The 16,201-nt window shown below is 49.7% G+C and carries 15 protein-coding genes and 1 other RNA gene; 4 read left to right on the forward strand and 12 right to left on the reverse strand.

Annotation, left to right across the window (positions count from 1 at the left end):
* From GX117_11530 to GX117_11540, 3 genes are all read right to left on the reverse strand, one after another.
* On the reverse strand, positions 1–584 hold a 584-nt coding region (locus tag GX117_11530; GenBank protein NLO33960.1), incomplete at its 3' end, for an aldo/keto reductase.
* Between the two features lie 76 nt (positions 585–660).
* Entirely contained in the window at positions 661–1,626 is a 966-nt protein-coding gene (locus GX117_11535; GenBank protein NLO33961.1) for a Gfo/Idh/MocA family oxidoreductase, read from the reverse strand.
* A gap of 188 nt (positions 1,627–1,814) precedes the next feature.
* Positions 1,815–4,460, reverse strand: coding sequence for a peptidoglycan DD-metalloendopeptidase family protein (locus GX117_11540; GenBank protein ID NLO33962.1), 2,646 nt, complete (start codon positions 4,458–4,460; stop codon positions 1,815–1,817).
* A gap of 195 nt (positions 4,461–4,655) precedes the next feature.
* Between GX117_11540 and GX117_11545 the strand changes: the two genes are divergently transcribed.
* The 3 genes from GX117_11545 (at position 4,656) to GX117_11555 (ending at position 7,334) form a co-directional block, all read left to right on the forward strand.
* Positions 4,656–5,366, forward strand: a complete 711-nt coding sequence (locus GX117_11545) for an HAD family hydrolase (protein NLO33963.1) — start codon at positions 4,656–4,658, stop codon at positions 5,364–5,366.
* 477 nt (positions 5,367–5,843) lie between these two features.
* A complete protein-coding gene (locus GX117_11550) occupies positions 5,844–6,722 on the forward strand; it encodes a hypothetical protein (GenBank protein NLO33964.1) in 879 nt (292 codons plus the stop codon).
* A 114-nt stretch (positions 6,723–6,836) separates the two neighbouring features.
* Positions 6,837–7,334: a nitroreductase family protein gene (locus GX117_11555; GenBank protein NLO33965.1), complete on the forward strand. Its 498-nt coding sequence runs from the start codon at positions 6,837–6,839 to the stop codon at positions 7,332–7,334.
* Here GX117_11555 and GX117_11560 read toward each other — a convergent pair.
* Both GX117_11560 and rnpB read right to left on the reverse strand, forming a co-directional pair.
* On the reverse strand, positions 7,331–7,672 hold the full coding sequence (locus tag GX117_11560) for a methylated-DNA--[protein]-cysteine S-methyltransferase (protein ID NLO33966.1): 342 nt from the start codon (positions 7,670–7,672) through the stop codon (positions 7,331–7,333). The genes GX117_11555 and GX117_11560 overlap by 4 nt on opposite strands.
* 201 nt (positions 7,673–7,873) lie before the next feature.
* An RNA gene (rnpB, locus tag GX117_11565) (RNase P RNA component class A) lies at positions 7,874–8,235 on the reverse strand.
* Positions 8,236–8,432: 197 nt separating this feature from the next.
* Between rnpB and GX117_11570 the strand changes: the two genes are divergently transcribed.
* Positions 8,433–9,410 carry a ChbG/HpnK family deacetylase gene (locus GX117_11570; protein ID NLO33967.1) on the forward strand — a complete coding sequence of 326 codons (978 nt, stop codon included), beginning with the start codon at positions 8,433–8,435 and terminating at the stop codon, positions 9,408–9,410.
* 28 nt (positions 9,411–9,438) lie between these two features.
* Here GX117_11570 and GX117_11575 read toward each other — a convergent pair whose 3' ends face one another.
* From GX117_11575 to GX117_11605, 7 genes are all read right to left on the reverse strand, one after another.
* A complete protein-coding gene (locus GX117_11575; protein ID NLO33968.1) occupies positions 9,439–10,350 on the reverse strand; it encodes a histone deacetylase in 912 nt (303 codons plus the stop codon).
* Positions 10,351–10,444: 94 nt separating this feature from the next.
* Complete coding sequence (locus tag GX117_11580) at positions 10,445–10,699, reverse strand: (2Fe-2S)-binding protein (protein ID NLO33969.1); 255 nt, start codon at positions 10,697–10,699, stop codon at positions 10,445–10,447.
* Between the two features lie 161 nt (positions 10,700–10,860).
* Complete coding sequence (locus tag GX117_11585) at positions 10,861–11,916, reverse strand: histidinol-phosphate transaminase (protein ID NLO33970.1); 1,056 nt, start codon at positions 11,914–11,916, stop codon at positions 10,861–10,863.
* Positions 11,913–13,232, reverse strand: coding sequence for a histidinol dehydrogenase (gene hisD, locus GX117_11590; protein ID NLO33971.1), 1,320 nt, complete (start codon positions 13,230–13,232; stop codon positions 11,913–11,915). The genes GX117_11585 and hisD overlap by 4 nt, the downstream gene beginning before the upstream one ends.
* A 22-nt stretch (positions 13,233–13,254) precedes the next feature.
* Positions 13,255–14,508 carry a UDP-N-acetylglucosamine 1-carboxyvinyltransferase gene (gene murA / locus GX117_11595; protein NLO33972.1) on the reverse strand — a complete coding sequence of 418 codons (1,254 nt, stop codon included), beginning with the start codon at positions 14,506–14,508 and terminating at the stop codon, positions 13,255–13,257.
* 82 nt (positions 14,509–14,590) lie between these two features.
* Entirely contained in the window at positions 14,591–15,268 is a 678-nt protein-coding gene (gene secG / locus GX117_11600; GenBank protein NLO33973.1) for a preprotein translocase subunit SecG, read from the reverse strand.
* 67 nt (positions 15,269–15,335) lie between these two features.
* Positions 15,336–16,097 (reverse strand): triose-phosphate isomerase, encoded by a 762-nt coding sequence (locus GX117_11605; GenBank protein NLO33974.1) that lies wholly within the window; start codon positions 16,095–16,097, stop codon positions 15,336–15,338.
* Positions 16,098–16,201: the final 104 nt, after the last annotated feature.

Raw genomic sequence — 16,201 nt, forward strand, 5'->3', positions numbered from 1 at the left:
ATATAGACCAATACGCCTAAATTATGGCGGCGGCAGGCAGGAATCATTTCGTATTCGGGCGCGCGGAAAAGAATGTTGTAGCCGATTTGGTTGGAGACGGCTGATCCGTTTTTCATCCAATTCTTCAGGTTCTTCGGGCCAAAATTGGAGACACCGATCTCACGAATTTTACCTTCCTGTTGCAGCTTTTCTAAGACAGGAATAATCTCTTCGTAGGGCGCTGCCGTGAAAGGCCAATGCACTTGGTACAAGTCCATGTGGTCAACGCCTAAACTGCGCAGGCTGTTTTCACAGGCAGTCCGCAGTTTGTCCGGCGTGCAGCTGTCGGTCGATGCTTTTGATGCGATATAGACTTTATCGCGCCGACCACGGAGCGCTTTGCCCAAAATTTCTTCCGACTGGCCGTCGCCGTATATTTCAGCCGTATCGAAAAGATTGATACCGGCATCTATGGCAGCGCCGACAACGCCGTCAACGTCAGTTTCGTTGTCATCGCCCCAAAACTCGGGGTCGCCGATCTGCCAAGCGCCAAAAGAAATAATGGATACTTTAAGCGCGCTTTTACCTAGTGTCTTATAGTGCATAATTACTCCTAAGGTCGTATCAATTTCCTTCAAGGCAAGCAATTAAAGTTTCTGAACCGCTTGCTCGAAAGAAATATTATAGTATGACAGGCAGTCCTGTTTGAATAGACTCACTGGCGGCAAGGGTCACGCGCAAGGTCTTAAGCCCTTCCGCATAACTGCTGCGTATGCCCGTGCGTTTATTTTGTTTCAAGGCCTGAAGGAACAAGTCATTTTCAATTTCATATTTGTTCTTCGCACTGAAATGTTTGATGATTTTATAGTCTTCCCGTATTTGCAGCCGATCGTCGGAGAGGGTCAGGCTAAATTGGGGCGTATCAATTTTCATGGACAGACTGCCGGGATGATTTAAGATGCAGGTCGTAGATATAGAGGCTACGGCGCCCGTTTTCAATCTGAGATTGATCACGCTGCTTTCTTCCACATCAAAATCTTTTATTTTCGACAGGCAGCCACGGGTACCCATGGCGTGCACTTCTGACACGGGCCCGCAAAGATAAAGCAGCAAATCGATGATGTGTGAAGTTTCGTCCATGATCTGACCGCCGCCTTGATCTTTACGTTGAGACCATTTCGCTTCCGGCGGGTGGGTGTGCCAACTGCCCGTGATCAGAGAATTGACCTCTCGGGAAAGAAGGCGCTTCGCTTGTTGGGTCAGATCACAATACCGATAACAATAACCCACCTTCGCCAGTATCTTGGATTTTCGGATGGCGGCGCTGATGGTACGTGCTGTCTTAATATCCAGTGCAATGGGCATTTCGATAAACAAATGGATGCCCCGTGTTGCTGCTTCTAGTTCATAGGCGCCGTGCGCAACGGGGGGTACCGCAATATAGACTGCCTGCGGTTTGCCCGTATCGTACATGGAAAGGGCATCTTTAAAAACAGGGACGTTGAAACGTGCTCCGAAAGATTCTGCTTTTTCTTGATTGATATCAAAGCAGCCGACGAATTCCACATCGTTTCTTTGTGCAAGCAAATTACTATGGGTGGAGGCTATTGCGCCACAACCGATGAACCCGATTCTGACAGGGTTCATAGTCTCCTTCCTTTTCCCCGGTCATAAAAGATATTCGCTTTAGGTGCTGATATATTAAACATACGGGATACCGTGAGGGATATCAAGATCAATAGAACAGCGCCTTGCTGTTGCACATGATCTCCATGAGTCTATCATAACAAAAGCCGACACCGTAAAAAGTCACCGTCACGAAGCTTCACTATTATTTAAGGAATGATCTTCACATGAAGATGCGTATAGGCGGCGTAACCGCTATCATTTTCCCGTTTCACCTTCACGATGTAGTCGCCCGGCTGCTCATAGTGGTGCTCCAGCATCGTGTAACCATCCGGTGCGTGGGGGTCGGGATTCTTGCCCGATTGAGTGTAAACGGGGGCGCTGCCATCACCAAAATCCCATATTTCTGATCCATCTTTAAATCCGAAAGCCCGCACGGAAAAGGTAATACGATCTCCGGCTTTCAGATTAAAGGTAGGCGTGTATGCAACATGGAGCGAAGGCATATATCTTTCAGGATTCTCAGGATTAAGGACGTGTACGATGGCAAAATCATAATCGACCGCCCCGCGGCTATCGGTAATTTTTAATAGCTCTTCAAATTTACCGGGCTGCAAATACTGGCGTTCCACTTTTTCTCCCACGGCCGTTTCACCATCGGTAAACTGCCACTCATAAGAGTTAATGGCATCTGCTGCAGTCCAGCTGTGCGATCCGTCTAGGGTTATGGTGGCGCCGGGCATGATCAAATGACGTTGACGGGCGCAGGCTAAAATTTCAGGTTGGTATTGATTTATATAGGCTTCTCGGATGAGTGCATGGGAAGGCAGCGTTCCCCAATCGCCGCTGGGTTGTCTGCATTTAATTTCAAAATGCAAATGAGACCAACCGCCGCTGGCGCCCTCTTTGCCGACTAGACCGAGAAAAGTTCCTTTTTTCACGTAGTCGCCTAATTGCACGCCTTCATCTATGTGGCTAAAATGGCTGTAGCGATAAAACCAGCCGCGCTCATCGTATAAATACAGCACATCAGCCCGTGACTTAATCGGCGTATCTTCCGTAAATCCCGACAAATTTTGACCCCGCGCAGAAACGACCAAGCAGTCGCAGGCTGCTAAAACACGGGTTTGTCCTTCCACTGCGCCCAAATCAATGCCCGCATGATAGTAAACCGTTTTTGAAATACGTGCGCCGCCATCAACGGGTTCATTATCAAACCACGTATGGGAACTATGCCAAAGCTGGTCGATAGGGTAAAGAAAGGAATCAGGCTCCATAAGGGGGCTGTCTTTCGGCCACAGCCGCAGACGAATCTCCTTTCGCAATCCCCAATAATCTTCTGCGGCGCCTTTGTTATACCCCTGCGTGATGGGCGCGTCCACCAATACCCCGTCTACCTCTACGGGTCGGTTATAAAGTCCGGCCGTCAAGGTTGTTTCGTCTTCTCCAACGCGCAGGGTCACGTCAGCGCGACGCACGGCATCGCGGATAGGATCGCGAGTTTCATCCAATCCAAGTACCGCCAGATCGACTGTACTGCCGTCTTGCAAGGGAAGGGAAAGTTCCTCGCCTACATCAAGATCAACCAGCGTAAAAAGCGGGGACAGCGAAGGATAGGGGAAGCGCACCGCCAGATTGGGGCTTTCCCATTGGATCCGTGCGCAAAATAAGGCTCCCGTAGCGCCGCGCGTGCGCATCTCATCATTCCAGATGCCTTCATTGACGGTGACCCACGACTCGCGCTCTGACACGTTGGCTGCGCCAAAATTACCTAAGGTAGCGCCACGCTCCGGAATCAAAACACGCTCCGATGCCCGTAAGACACATAGATTATCCGTATCAACTTGGGCAATGAACAAGGGCGCGCGGTGGCGCATAATGTGGTCGTTGTCGGCGCCACGGCGTGTATAGACTAAAAATAGAGCGTCGGAATGGGTCACCCAATGCTGCTGCGTGTTATAGGAACCCAATTCTTGACCGTCATCAAAAAGCCACGGAGTAATAGGGTCAAAATGTATCCCGTCTGTGCCGGACGTGACGTAGCCTCCGTTATCATTACGCAAGGTCAAATAGAAGCGATCATCAAGGCGGGCAAGGGAAGGTTCACATAATCCGCGCCCCCCTTCAAAGGTCATTTCCGTGCCATGCTCAAGGTAGGTGAGTTCTTCGCCGTCAAAGGCGCAGCGTGCCACCGTAACCGAATAATCCTTTTGTCCGTCAGTCCCATAATACAGGGGCAGCAAGAGATTGCCATTGGGCTCAATCAGCCATTGGGCGCAGGCGTTACGGGAAAAATGGAACTTGGGCTCATCCGGCATCTCAAGGACTTTCCAGCCGGTCCAGGTATCGGTCTTCGGATCGTACAGGGCATAGGCGGTTTGATCGGAACGTGCTTCATCTTCATAAAGACTGCCGTCGGGCCGATAATAAAGTTGAGCGCCAATGGCGAGCACCTTTCCGGTTATAGGATGGTAGCCCGGCGTTACATCACACACAGCGCGAATGGTGCCGCCCGGGCCATCCCGCCATACCAGTTCGGGGATTTCGGTAGGACCTGTCCACGTTTTTCCAAGATCATCTGTGCGCATGCTATACAAGCCCGAGTAGAAATCGGAGACCTGCAAATGTTTTTGTACAGTCATAAGGATGGCAGGCTGTCCATCCCGCCCGCCTTGTGGAATAGCGGTGACGCGTGGATGAAACCATAAGAACTCACCATCATCATGTTCAACAGCAGTATCCAATTGAATGGTATATGCCGGCGCTTCCTGCGCCTCTGCAAAAGTAATTTGAAAAAGAAATGATACGGCAGCAATCAGCACAAAGGCATTAACGGTTATTCTTGTACGATTCATTGAAATGACCTTTCTTTAGGCGTGAGCATTCTCAGAAGCCCTTCCCGTTTACAGGTATTTTTGTAATTTTGTGGTGCCTTCGGTATTATAGCCTCTTAAGCCCATGAAACACAGCCGCTGTTTGGGGACGCTTTAAAAATGGTTGCGGCTGCGTTCCCAAGCCCGATTGATATTGAAGGAAAGAATGCTATATCCATGACGATCCGAGCAATTACTTTTGATTTTTGGTTAACCTTGTTCAGAGACCTTAACGGTGAAAAACGGCATGATTTACGGATGGCAGCACTAAGAGAGGCCATTCCGATCAGTGAAGAAGAGGCGGACAAAACACTGCGGGAGGTCATGGACCATTTCATGCGTCAGCATATTGAAACACAAAATACGCTCACGCCCATGGACGCGGTGCAAATGGCCTGTGCGAAACATCAAACTTCGTTGAGTTCCTCTGAGGCGGCCAAAATGGCAGCAGCTTTTGCAGACGTTATTTTGCTGCATCCGCCGGAGCCCATTGAAGATGCTCTTGAAGCGGTGACGGCAGCGGCAGAGAAAGTACCGGTCGCCATCATATCGGATACGGGTATTAGTCCGGGCAAAAACTTAAGCATTTTACTGGAGCGGCAAGGCTTTCTTCCGCTGTTTCAATCGTTGGCTTTTTCCGATGAAATCGGCGCGGCAAAACCGCAGCGCATTATGTTTGAAACGACCGCGCAGCGCTTGGGCGTGAGAATTGATGAGCTTTTACATATAGGCGATTTAGAGCCCACCGATATCGTGGGCGCACAACAGGTGAACAGTAAAGCCGCTTTGTTTACCGCTGTCAATGATCGATTTGCTGAGGGGACCAAAGCGGATTATATTTTTCCGTCTTGGCGCCATTTTCTCGAACTCCTGCCCGACCTTATTTAAATACCGCCGTGCGTGCCGTCGTCAATGATTGCCCCCGGTTCGACCTGAGTGGAAGAGGTATTCTTGTCTATGAGCTCAACGAAGCATAGCTGTCCCTTAACACAGGCTTCTTAAATGCCCGTGCAACTTCACCCGACTGACTGCTTTAAACTGTGAAAATCGGATAGGATACCGTGTAAAAAAGGAGTATCCCAACCCTAAGGTCATGATATACTCATACCCTTAGTACAGGCGATTTTTCGAAGTGAAGCGTGCTGATTGATGATTTTGCTAAAAAAACAGGAACAAAAATTAGGGAAAGTAAATATCAACACCATGATGATAGACAACCCTGAAAAAAGAATACTTTCTTATGTTGCTGCGCCTAGGACAAAGAACAGCAAATCTGAAAGAAAAAATATTTCTAAAACAGTGTTTTGCTTCCTTCGTCGAAAAGTTTTCGCAACTACGCTTTTATCAGCTGCCGTACTTATCCTTTTGCGGGCTTCTGTTGCTTATGCTGCTGAAGATCCCACGAAACCGGATTTTGAAATTCCCAAGACCCATATTGAAGTGCGCGTGCTGCCCGATCCGAAAAGTGTGGAACAAGATCCCGTACCCAAGGCGCTGTCTCAAAGTGAAGAAGAGAAGCGAGACACGGTTCCTACTTTAGACTCTCTCCATCTCGAAATGCAGACCCTGCGCGATGAATTGCGTCTCTTACAATCAACGCTTGATTTGCTGATCAATCAAATTATGGAAGATCAACGCAAAGAAAATGAATTTCTCCGACAAGAGATCTGGCGTTTAAATCAACAACGAGAAGAATGCGGATTACCCGATCAAACGCGAATACCACGGCCCGGTATTGGGATTATTCGGGAAGTTTTAGACGGGCAAGATTTCTACGGTCAAGAAGATGAATTTGACGAACAAAAGCCGCTGATTGATTTTTCTCAAGGAGCAATACTGCTTCCCGAGGATTATAGCGATTCCGAAAAAGAAGAAGAAGAAGAGGTTCCGGGAAGCGGCAAAGCCAGTTCCTATACCATCCTCCAAGAATGGGGCCGTGACCCCGATATGGTCGCTGAAATAGGAGAGGGCGCCGCATCGTTAAAAGGGATGGTAGGTGTTGTGCCTGCCGGGAGTCCCCGCGCCGATGTGGAACAGCTCGGCCGTGAATTAAGAAAACAGTATGACGAATATGATAACATCAATATAGAATTATTCGATGATGAAGAGGCTGCCCAACACTATGCACAAACACAGGTGGGCGATTCCGCGCACCGTGTTTTGAGCATTTCTAAACATGCAACCTCCGGGCGCGACATTATCCTATACATAAAAAAGGGGGAAGCCCAAGAGGTTGCGCCCTAGGCTGAAAAGACGCTTAGCCAAGAACTTTTTGGCCTCAATGGATCGGGCAGCATTCCCCACGTTTACCTGTAAAACTACCCATGAAACCTAGGTTACAAAATAAGGAGAAGAATGATGAAAGATGCACTTGAAGTCTTACGTACCCGCAGAACTGTCCGCGAATATGACACAAGCCAAGGGATCGATAAAGAGGTCTGGGAAACCATTATTGATTGTGGTCGGCTCGCTTGCACCGCACGCAATGATCAACCCTGGGAATTTGTGGTCATTACCGATTCTAAAACGCGGCAACAAATCGCCGATTTGACAGAACACGGAAAACATATAGCCGATGCCGCCGCTTGCGTTGCTGTATTTTGTACGCGTACCGATTATTATGTTGAAGACGGCGCGGCAGCCACACAAAACATGTTGAATGCGGCGTGGGCATTGGGTGTTGCAGGCTGTTGGGTAGACGGCGATAAAAAAGACTACGCTCCGGCAGTTGCTAAAATGCTGGGCGCTCCGGAAGACAAGAAACTTTTTAGCTTGGTTGCTTTAGGGCGACCTGCCGCTATCCCTGAAACGGAAAAACGCCCCTTAAATGAGGTGCTGCACTGGGAAAAATTTTAATCCTGCCACCTCCAAGGCCCCGTGCCTTGTTCGAGGGTTAAGAAGCGTTTTTTCCAAGGCAGCCCACATCCAAATCCGCCGAGTGCACCGCCGGCGGCAACAACGCGATGGCAAGGAATTAACAAGAGTATCGGATTTGCGCCCATGGCTGTGCCAATTGCACGGGCAGCCTTGGGCGAACCAATCTCTTCGGCTAAAGCGCCGTAGCTGCGGATTTGTCCGTAGCCGATTCTTTGTGCGGCGCGCCATGCCCGTTGCTGAAACGCCGTACCTTTCCGTAAATCGAGGGGGAAGGCGGATAAATCGATAGCCTTGCCGGCGAAGTAGTCGGTGAGCATTTTTGTCAATCGCCGTTGCTGAGCGCCGTCCGAGATTGCCGTAAGCGGCAGGGCAGGAGGCTGTGCATCTGCCGCATAAAGGGTCAGTCTTTGCAATCCTTGACCGGAGAGGTAACCGCACAGGGCGCCGCCGGCGAAATCAAAACGAAAGTTAATGTCTTGATCTGTCACGTGATTCTCCGCAATGCAGTGAGAGGAAACTAAGCAAGTGGGCCTATAAGCCGGGTTCTGTCCGGAGCGTCGAAACGCTCCTGAACGGTCATTCATCTAGGACCAACGTCACCGCAGGTCTCAAGCATCCTACCCGGAACCGGCGTGGGCAACGCCATTGGTTCCCTATTTGGATTTGCTCCGGACGGGGTTTAGCGAGCCGTTGCGTCACCGCAAACGCTGGTGCGCTCTTACCGCACCTTTTCACCGTTACCTGCCGAAACAGGCTGTGTATTTTCTGTGCCACTTTCCGTCGGATCACTCCGCCTTCGTGTTACGAAGCGTCCTGCCCTGTGGAGCCCGGACTTTCCTCGATACGGATAAAACCGCACCGCGACCGTTCAGCCCACTTGCATCATCAGTATAAGCCCCCATCCCGGGTTATTTCCACAAAGAGACCAAAAAAATATTTCGCCGTGTCTGGAACGCGAATAGAAATCTCCTTCCTAACTTTGAAATAATTAAAGAGTTGGGATACACTGTTATTTCCTTCCAAGCACTTTTGTTAAGTGTGCCCTATTTTATTTTCAACAAGAAAAAGGACGTGATTATGAATCGTTTTGTTGTGGTAGGTATGATCCTGTTATTTTCTGTATCTTTCGCCCCTGTTGATCTTCTTGCACAAGAAGGACCCACTTATGCAGAACGTCTTGGTTTTCCTGCTGATGCTCGTGTCGTGATTTTTCACAATGACGATGTCGGGCTTTGTCACGAGGCGAATGAAGCAAGTATGCGCGGCGTACAGGAAGGACTGATCACGTCGTGGAGTGTCATGTTCCCTTGCGCATGGGTTCCGGAGATCCGTGACTTTCTGAAAGAACATCCGGAGACCTGTTCCGGTGTGCATCTTACGCTCACTTCAGAATGGGATAAATACCGGTGGCGGCCCATTTCTTGTGTAGAAAGCTATCCCGGACTTGCGGATCCCGACGGCTATCTTTGGGACAATGTGCGCCTAGTCGCGGAGCACGCAACTGCCGACGAAATCGAGGCAGAGATTCGCGCGCAGATCGCAACGGCAGAAAAATTAGGTATGCCCATTACCCACTTGGACACCCACATGGGCACGGTCTTCGCCACCGATGAATATCTAATGCGCTATGTGTCCGTAGGTATTGAAAAACAAATTCCCGTACTCTTGCCCGGCGGTCACATGAGCTTGTTGTGCAAGGAAGACCCCGATATGAAGGAGAAAGTGGATGTCATTCGTGTGATCGCGGCATCGCTCTGGGAATCGGGCTTGCCCGTTATCGATGATGTTCACACCGACTCGTATGGGTGGAAGGATGCTGATAAGAGCGATAAATTTGTCGCATTGTTGCCCGATTTAAAACCGGGGATCACACAGGTGATTATTCATGCCACCGTGCCTTCCGACAATTTCGCGCAAATATCCGATTCGAACATAAAGCGGGGCGGTGACTACCACGCCATGATGAGTCCAAAATTAAAAGAAGCCATCGAAAAAGAAGGCATTATATTGACTTCTTGGCGTGAGTTGATCGAGCGCAGAAAAGCAGTGAAATAAGCCGTCCGCCCAAGAAGCGGCTTCTAAATTATTCCATTAATGCCGTGATATGCGCCGTCGCACTTTCAGCCAAAGCATCGAGATTATAGCCTCCTTCGAGAAAGGAAATTATCCGACCGTCGGCAAGGGGTTTCACCATCCGTGTGATCGTACCAAAATCTTCCGATTCAAGTAATTGGTTCGCCAAAGGATCCATACGATGGGCATCGAAACCCGCCGACAGGAGGAGGAAATTCGGAGCAAAGGCGGTGAGCTGCGGTAAGGCAACTTCTTTAATAGTATCCAGCCATTGGTCTGACGTGCCGCCGGGCGGCATCTGGATGTTTAGGTTCGTATCATTCTTGCCCCGTTCATAAGGGTAACCGCTGCCCGGAAATAAAGGATACTCGTGGATGCTGATGAATAGCACCGAATCGTCCTCGTAAAAGGCGTTTTGCGTTCCGTTCCCATGATGAACATCAAAGTCAAGGATGGCGAGTTTTTTCGCGTGTCCTTTTTCTTTGAGCCACCGTGCTGTGATAGCGATATTATTGAATAGACAAAAGCCCATGGCGCCTTCGTACTCGGCATGATGTCCGGGCGGACGCATGATCACGAAAGCATTATCAATCTGACCATCAAGCACGGCTTCCGCCGCGGTAATGCCTGCGCCCGCAGCGAGGAGTGCCGCATCCCAGGAATCGGGGCCCATCACCGTATCGGGATCGTCATAGGGAATGCCATTAAGGCAGGATGCCTGAATCGCTTCCAAGTGGTGCTTGGAATGGTTTCGCAGCAGATCCGCTTCTGTCGCTGCTTCCGGGCGCATAACGGGAACCGCTAAATGATTGGCTTCCACGGCACGCAAGATTGCCAAGGAGCGCAAGGGGGATTCCGGATGATGACTCCCGGTCAGGTGTTTTTCCGCTTCCTCACAATAGAATAAGGCAGTTTTTGCCATCGCGACCTCCAAACATCTCAATGGGTATTTTAGGGATCACTGTTGCAAGATACGGCTGTCCATTCGCCGCTGCAAAGAAGTCCATGCCGTGTGATCAAAATGTGGCTACAACGGTACCGGATTTAATAATCGCTTGGCAGGCGAGCCGCTGATCGTCGCTCAGATCCATATTTTCTTCTTCTTCCGTCTTGGGCTCCAGGTTTTCCATACCCTCAGTCACTGTAATGACACAGGTTCCGCAGATCCCTGCACGGCATACAAACATGACTCCCAAATCTTCACAAGCGTCCATAATGGATGTGCCATCCGGTACTTCTCGTGTTTCTCCGTCAATAATAATAGTCGCCATAACCGTCTCCTTAACTGAATTGTAAAATTCTAAAACGTATACAGGATAAATAGTAAGACAAGGGAATTTCAAGCAGACTTTGAAAAGACGAGGGCCGCTTTATTTTTTCCGCTTGAGAAAAAAAATAGAATAGGGGATTAAAGTGTTCAAATGTCACGGGTTTAGGAAGCAATAATTGTTTTCAAGGCTTGTATAAGCTGATCACATTCTTCATCAGTTCCGACGGTAATGCGCAAGGCATTATCCAGCCGAGGCTGATTGAAGTAGCGCACCAAAATATGATGATTGCGTAAAGTTTCAAACAAGACAGCGGCTGAGGGTGTTCCATCCCATCGTGCCAATAAAAAATTACTCTTTGATTCAGGTACAGAGAAACCCAGATCAAGAAGCTGGCGGCGCAGTTGCGTGCGGCTTTTTCGGATTTGTTCGCTGCGCATCTCCATATACGCATTATCTTGTATGGCCGCCAATGCTGCTTTTTGGCTAAGATAATTCATGTTATAGGAGTCTTTAATTTTTATAAACTCATTGATGAGTGCTGGCTGTGCAACAGCGACTCCTATACGCAATCCTGCCAGGGCATAGGATTTGGAAAAGGTACGCGTAACGATGACATTATCATATTGTAGGGGTAAGTCCATGCAATTATCATCGGCAAAATCCACATAGGCTTCATCAATGAGAACGATGCCTTTAAAGGATTTGCAAAAGTTTTCTATCTCTTCTTTGGGATAGGCGATTCCTGTCGGCGCGTTAGGCCGCGTGAGAAAACACAGAGTCCCTTGTTCATTAAAAAAATCAGGAGACAGTTGAAAGTCATCATCCAAAGGAATTGCGCGCAAGGAGCAGCCATGAAGTTGACAGAGTACGTCATAAAGCGTATAGGTCGGATACACGGTGATAAGCTTATCTCCGGGATCAACAAAGGCGCGTATGGCGAGGGCAAGAATTTCATCCATCCCATTGCCGGCGATAATCCATTCTTCGCCGGGAACGCCATAGCGTTCTGCACAGGCGCGACGCAATGCACCTGCCACGGGATCGGGATACTTACGTAAATGTTCTGTTGATACCGATTGAAGGGCTTCGATGACTTTGGGTGACGGCGGATAGGGATTCTCGTTCGTGTTCAGCTTGATATAGATACCGTCGCGGGGCTGTTCTCCGGGGGTGTAGCCTTCCACATCCCTCAAAATATCTCGTCCGAATTTACTCATTGCCGTACATCTCTGATCCGTACAGTTACAGATTCTGCGTGTGCCTCAAGCCCTTCAAGGGTTGCCAGTTCTTCAATGTCGTGGGCATCGCGCATCAGTCTCTTTTTGGAATACTGCATAATGTTGGTTACTTTACGAAAGTCTTCGGCCGATAGGGGAGAGGCGTAGCGCGCACGACGCATGGTGGGCAGGATATGGTTGGGGCCTGCATAATAATCGCCTACCGCCACGGGCGTCATGGCGCCAAGCATGATGGCGCCGGCATTCATGATTTTAGCTGCTTCACGGGGCGCATATTCTGTTTGAACACTCAAATGTTCCGGTGCCGTGAGATTGGTCAGCTCAATAGCGGTATCCATATCCGGCGTTACAACGACAGCGCCAAAATCGTTCAATGATTTCTCGATAATGGCGGCACGGGATTGAACTGCCATCCGTTCTTTGACACGTTCAATGACGGCTTCCGCTAAGGCTTTTGAGGGCGTAAATAAAAGGCACAACGCTTCTTCGTCGTGTTCGGCCTGCGCCAATAACTCAGCAGCAACATGATTGGGGTTTGCTGTTTTGTCGGCCAGTACAACCACTTCAGAAGGGCCCGCTTCGCTGTCGATATCGACGGAACCGCGAACCAAAGCTTTTGCCATGGTCACATAGGCGTTGCCAGGGCCTGTGATCTTGACCACAGACGGAATCGTTTCTGTACCATAGGCCAAAGCGGCAACGGCTTGTACGCCGCCGACGCGAAATACACGGGTTGCTCCTGCTAAACGTGCGGCGGCAAGTACTGCCGGATGGATAGAGCCTTCATAAGAGGGCGGAGAAACCATCACGATCGTTTGTACCTGTGCGACACGGGCAGGCACGATATTCATCAGAACAGAGGAAGGGTAGAAGGCCTTACCTCCGGGCACATAAACACCGGCCGTCTCAATGGGCGTAACACGCTGCCCATACATGGAACCGTCAGGCAGCGACTGTTCCCAAGATTCCCGTAAATTCTTGGCGTGGAAGGCGCGAATATGTTCATGGGCGCGTTCAAGGATAGCAATGATCCGTTTGGGTACCGTTGCAACTGCTTCCTCTATTTCATCTTGGGTCAACTCTATTTGAGAGGTATCCAGTTTAATCCCATCAAAACGCTCGGTGTACTCCACCAAGGCGGCATCGCCCCGATTCCGCACATCCGCAATAATCGCTTCGATTGATTCTCGGCGCTCTTTTTTAGAGCTCGTATCGGTGCTGCGGTCAGCAGTGTCCAAAATAAACTGTTTTACTTCGGTTAAATTGGCTTCAGAGCTTATTTCAAAATATTTCATGGTTATTTCCTGTCCGTATGTCTTATTCTCGGACGCGTTGTATCGTTGCACCCAGCGCCGCCAGACGTTCTTCTATACGTTCGTAGCCACGGTCAATATGGTATACCCGTTGCACCTTCGTTTCTCCTTCGGGCGCAGAGAGTCCGGCGATGACCAAGGCGGCACTTGCGCGTAAATCACTTGCCATTACAGGGGCTCCTTTAAGAGCAGGGACACCTTGGATAATGGCGGTATTCCCGGCCAATTCAATGCTGGCGCCCATTCGGTTCAATTCCGAAGCTTGCATAAAACGGTTTTCAAAGACTGTTTCCTTGATGGTGCTGTTTCCCGGCGCACAGGCAAGCAGTGCCATCATTTGCGCTTGTAAATCGGTAGGAAATCCGGGGAAAGGGCGTGTGATTAAATCGACGGCATGAATGCCGTTGGGGGCTGCAACACGGATGTTATTATTGCTTGTTTCCACCGTGGCGCCTGACTCATGCAATTTCTCAAGAAATCCGGTCAAATGCTTTTCTTCGGCCTGTAATACCGTCACATCCCCGTGCGTTGCGGCGCCGGCAATCAGAAAGGTACCCGCTTCAATGCGATCGGGAATAACCGTATGTTCAACGCCCTTAAGTTCCTCAACGCCTGTAATGGTGATGGTGTCTGTGCCCATGCCTTGGATTTGCGCGCCCATGGCATTTAGAAAAAGAGCAAGATCTTCTATTTCCGGTTCCCGAGCAACGTTAATGAGACGGGTCGTACCTTTTGCTTTTGACGCTGCCATGATCAGCGTTTCTGTAGCGCCTACGCTCGGAAAGTCTAGGGCGTAGGTTGTGCCGTTCAGACGTCCCTCTGCCACCACATACCCTGCATCAAGGGTGATAGTTGCGCCCATAGCTTCAAGACCTTTGAGATGGATGTCAACGGGGCGCGTGCCGATGGCGCAGCCGCCCGGCAGTGATACACGCGCTTTGTTAAAACGCGCTAATAAGGGACCGAGGACAAAGAAAGAGGCGCGCATTTTGCGAACTAGATCATAAGGCGCATTAGGCGTGACAATAGGGGTTGTGTCTATCGTCATGTACCGCCCGGTAAATTCGATTGCTGTGCCCATATGGGTCAGCAGTTTGTCCATGGAAAAAATATCGTGCAGGCAGGGTACATTATGGAGAACACAGGGACTGTCAGCAAGGATGGAAGCCGCCATTAAAGGCAATGCGGCATTCTTTGCACCGCGCAGGTGTACTTGTCCGCATAATGCTTTACCACCTTGGATAAGAATTGAGTCCATGAGTCCTGACCTTAAAGGCTAAAGATTAAACAACAAAGCCCAAAGCGAAAAGCGCCTTGGGCTGAGAGTTTTACACATTGAATTATTCTGCGGAAGCTTCTTCATCCGGCGCGACATCTTCGTCTGCGGCTGCTTCTTCAGCGGGCGCTTCTTCCGCTGCCGCGTCTTCAGCAACGGCTTCTTCAGCAACGGCTTCCTCAGCGGGCGCTTCTTCCGCTGCCGCTTCTTCAGAAACGGCTTCCTCAGCGACTGCCTCTTCTCCCACCGATTCAGTTACCGCCGGCGCTTCTTCTTCCACCGCTTCGTCTTCGGAAGCAACGGCTTCGTCAGCGTCATCAGCTACAGCTGCAGCGGCTTCTTCCGTATCTCCGATCGTGACGGCATTCACGTCTTCCGTTGTTGCCGTTTCGCCGGCAGCGGCGTCGTCTTCGCCCCAAAGTTCTTCCATGGAAATGGTAGGAGTTGCTTCCACCAGTTCGGGAGCTGCTTCTTTGCCCACTTTACCGGAAAGAATAGACATGACCAATGCAAGAATCATGAAAATACCGGCAGATGCATAGGTGATCTTTTGAGGGAGACTCTTTGAGGAGCGGGGACCGAATATGGTATCAATACCACCACCCATACCAAAGGCTCCTGCTAATCCCTGCCCTTTACCTTTTTGCAACAGTACGATAATAATTAACCCGAAACAAGCGGGAATGTACAGCAAAAGAAAGAGCCACCACAGGGTGTTTAGACTGAAAATAATGTTTAACATACCCTCAAAATTCCTTTTTGTAGAAATGGTGCCGGTTACTTTCGGACAGCCCATTCATTGAGTGATCTTATAGACAGGCGTTGATAATTCCTGCGAAGCTTTCTGCTTGCAGCGCAGCGCCGCCAACGAGAAATCCGTCGATATTCGGACATGCGATCAGATCCCGTGCATTGTCGGGTTTGACACTGCCGCCGTATTGAATGCGTAGTGCTTGAGCCGCTTCAGGGCCAAAAGATTTGTTGATGAGACTACGAACAAAGACATGAGTTTCTTCCGCCTGTTCAGGAGTGGCTGTTTCGCCGGTGCCAATAGCCCAGACAGGTTCATAAGCGATAACCACACGCTCCAGGTCGGCAGCGGTTAAGCCTTTAAGTCCTTCGAGAACCTGACGTTCCAGAACTTTTTCCATGGAACCGCCTTTGCGTTCGTCTAAAGTCTCACCAATGCAAAACATAACATTAAGGTTGCTTGCCAAGGCAAATCGCAGTTTTTCATTTAAAAAACTATCCGATTCGCCCAGAATATGGCGCCGTTCACTATGGCCGATAATGGTCCAGGAGCATCCCACATCAATCAACATCTGCGGGGAGATTTCACCGGTAAAAGCGCCGCTTTCTTTGATGTACGCGTCCTGTGCTCCCAACTGTATCGTGGAGCCGGCAAGCGCTTTGCCAACGGCGTATAATGCCGTGTAGGTAGGACATACCGCCATATCAAGATCAGAGACCCGACCTACTTGGGCTTTCAGGACTTCCGCCAATGCGACTGCCTCTTCAACCATTTTATTCATCTTCCAATTGCCGGCAATAAAAACTTTACGTGCAGCCATACACTACCTCTTTTCAATTTTTGAATGATCTGGATACAAAGACATGCGAAGTGCTCTTTTGAAGGGTTTATGGGACTCCATAGGAGATAGACCCGGAAATTACG

Source organism: Candidatus Hydrogenedentota bacterium (genome assembly GCA_012523015.1).
Taxonomy (GTDB): domain Bacteria; phylum Hydrogenedentota; class Hydrogenedentia; order Hydrogenedentales; family CAITNO01; genus JAAYBJ01.